The sequence below is a fragment of the Campylobacter concisus genome (assembly GCF_003048605.1).
In the GTDB taxonomy this organism is placed as follows: Bacteria; Campylobacterota; Campylobacteria; order Campylobacterales; family Campylobacteraceae; genus Campylobacter_A; species Campylobacter_A concisus_BM.
On the sequence record NZ_PIRX01000016.1, the window covers coordinates 1 to 3,214 of the forward strand.

3 protein-coding genes are annotated in these 3,214 nt (G+C 32.9%); all 3 read right to left on the reverse strand.

Features of this window, described 5'->3' with window-relative positions; translation table 11 throughout:
• Nucleotides 1-1,429: hypothetical protein (locus CVS86_RS09755; RefSeq protein WP_199906537.1), on the reverse strand; the 1,429-nt coding region annotated here is incomplete at its 3' end.
• A 1-nt stretch (nt 1,430) separates the two neighbouring features.
• Nucleotides 1,431-2,213, reverse strand: coding sequence for a hypothetical protein (locus tag CVS86_RS09760; protein ID WP_103636601.1), 783 nt, complete (start codon nt 2,211-2,213; stop codon nt 1,431-1,433).
• A gap of 9 nt (nt 2,214-2,222) precedes the next feature.
• Nucleotides 2,223-3,214, reverse strand: a 992-nt coding sequence (locus CVS86_RS09765) for a glycoside hydrolase family 19 protein (protein ID WP_234399268.1), incomplete at its 5' end; no start/stop codon positions are given.

Here is a 3,214-nt window from a genome sequence, read left to right on the forward strand (position 1 = left end):
CTCCTTCAAGATATGCAAAAAATACTATAGTATGACCACCTTGCTTTAGCTTATCTAGATCATCTTTCTTTATAACATCTGAAATTTTAAATGCTATCTCTTTACCCTTTTGATCTTTTAAGGCTACAGCTTCTCTAGGTTGTTTCTTTGATAGCTCGTTATACTCTATGGTTTTTATCACCATATATCCCCAAAGTACCTCTTTATACCTCTTACTCCCTTTTTCTTGTTTATATATAGCCTTTAAACTTATCTCTTCATTTGTCTTAAATGGATACTGGCTATCAGATACTACATTTACTATATGATCTGTTATATCTCTTAAAGATACCTTGTTTGTATAGCTAAAGCTAGCACCACTTTTATCTTTATATCCTATAGATATGATAGCTGTACCAGTGTAGGCATGTATCCCTTTAGTATCATGAATTTTACTTAGATCAGATGAATAGACTATAAGCTTGGTATCTTTCTTATCATTTCTATCTATAGGGATATTAAATGTAGCTGTATATGAGTTTTTGATATCTGAGTCTTTATTTTTAACTAAAGATGTACTCTCATATATATTTTTATCACCGCAGTGGTGAAGATATATCTTATCTATATCACTAGCTTCACCTTTTTCGTTTTCAATGATGAGATTATTTAGTGTTAGAGCAAGGCTTGAACTAGATGTTGATGTAGGTACTATATTGTTACCAAGAGCTAGACGAAGCTTCATATCAAACATAGCTGAGTCTTTATCATCTCTAAGGGTAAAGTTATTCTCCTTAGCGAAATTTAGAAGATTGAAATTTAGATATTCGTCTTTAGATGAGGGGAGCTTAAAGTGGCTCATCTTTACAACACCATCTTCTAGCTTGTACTCTATCTCATCGCTACTTTGCCTTATACTAGTAAAGCAAGCACCCTTTGTCTTGTTTTTATCATCTTTGCCATCATCGTTTTCTTTATAAAGGATCACACTATCTGACTTTGTCTTTGCGTTTTTAAATTTGATATCTCTATCAGATGAAGCGCCCTTATTCTCTTTCTCATAAGAGTCAAATTTAAAGTCAGTGAGTATTAGCTCGCATAAATTTAGCTTGCCATAGTTTGGCCTGCTAGGGTTTAGCTCTTTTGGGTTTAGCTCGCTGCAGTCAAATTCGCTTTGGCTAGCTAACACTATGGTAAAGTTGCTCTTTTTAGGCTGAAATATCCTAATAGGAGTAGCCGTCTTGATAGGGCAGAGTATTAGCATATCCTCTTGCTTATAAAGCTCTTCTTCTCTTCTTTTTAAGAGCTTATTTATCCTTGAAGCGTTAGATGTAGAAGAGGATGTTAAATTTACGCAGTAGATATTTTCGGTGCTAAATTTCTTTGACGTTTGGGAGGCTAAAAGAGAATTTAGCTTATCGGCAAATGGCTTAATATGAAGAGTAGGCACGCTACTCCTCTTTTCTATTCTCTGGTAAAACTAAATGACCATTTTTGTCTATTAGGGAGTACTGCACGAGCAAGATATATAGCATGTCATCTATCTGTGGGTAGTCGTCATCATAGTGGTAAATTTTGTATTTTTGCAAAAATTCGTTATTTATTTCAGATCTTTTTACATCTCTTGGTGTGCTACCATTTTCTATCGGCACATATTTTAGAGTATCTTCAAATACCTCTTTAAATTTCTCATAGTCTTCGCCATAAATTCTTTTAAATAGCTCTTTATCATCCCCATAAAGCATTAAAGCTAGCTTTGCAGTGTACTCTCTATAGAAATTCTTTACGCAATAGATACTTTCAGACACAAAAAATGCTGACTTAGCAACAAAGCTATAGTCATACTCTTTTTTTGAGTATATAATGCACTCTTTTTTACTATCTTTTATCCTCTCTCTTGCTATCTTTTGAGCTTTTTCTTTTAAATTTGGAGCTTCTTTTACGATTAGATTATAAAGATCAGCAAAGTAGTTATCTCTAAAAGAGTTATAGTCTGACTGGCATATAAAGTCTTCTAAAGAGTATTTTTTAAATTTATACTTTCCTTTGGCATCATAGCAGGTAAAACTTGGTTTGCTCTTTGTGCCGTAGTCTCTCCAAGGGCTTGAATCATAATCATTTAGTTGGTAAAAATCATTACTAAATTTATTGATAGCATTTTCAGGGCTTAAAGGCTCGTAAGCATATAAATTTAAACTAGAAATTAAGGCTAGCAATATAATTTTAAATTTCATACTATTTCCTTACTGAAAAATCTTAAACACATTTGCTGTTTTTATGCGTTTATAAGCTTCTTTTCTCTGCTCAAGACTAAGTTTTTGCGGATTTATAACAGCAGTTATGCGTTCTACTATATCGCTATTGTCCGAATCCGCTTTACTTTCATCAGCTATTTCATAAAGACGATATTTTTTAGGCTTTGGTCTTTCTATAGTCCAAAAATATGCAGCAGAGACTAGAGCATATTTTCCATCTGAAATTAATAAATCTGGTGAATTTACAAAATTTACTTCTTCATCTAGCCAATAATTATTATGCGCATATTTGTTGAAATCTTTATAGTTAAATTTTCCAGTAAGTTGCTTAATTCCTCTACCTCTAAAATTAAATCCATCATCGCCACCATCATTACCCAAATAACCCTTTCCACGATCAGAGTACATAGCGTTACCAACAAATTTTGCCCATTTTGAAGGGTCTGTCTTGTCATAATATTGCGGATATAGTTTTTTGGCTTCTTCTAATCTAGCTTTACCTCTATAGCTAATTATATTATTCTCTGTAAATTTCCCCAGCTCTTCTTCTAAAGTAAAATCACCTTTTGTTGTCTTTGCTTCTACAAAGCATTGCCCAAAAAAATGCTCTAATCTATTTCTGGTGTCAAGCTTATATTTTACATACATTTGAATTCCGTCATCATCATCTCTTCTATTTAGCTCATCTACCATCTCTTGTAATATATATTCTTGATTTGTTTTTATATTGGTAAATACCTGCTTTAGCATACTTAGCGTAAAAGGATAGTCTTTGATCTCTATTAAAACATTTGATTCTCTATCCCCATCCACCCACATACCCTTATCTACTCTTGTTATGCTCTTTGACTCATTAAAAGAGTTTATAAAGCTATTCATATTATCTTTGCTTAGTAGGTTGATACCATACTTGGTATCTTGGTTTATCTTTGTTTGACCTGTTTGGTTTGTGTTGCTTGGGTTTTGATTGTTTGCGGAAT

Coding starts and splice junctions, on each gene's coding strand:
- CVS86_RS09760 (WP_103636601.1), bottom strand. CDS start 2,213: ATGAAATTTAAAATTATATTGCTAGCCTTAATTTCTAGTTTAAATTTA.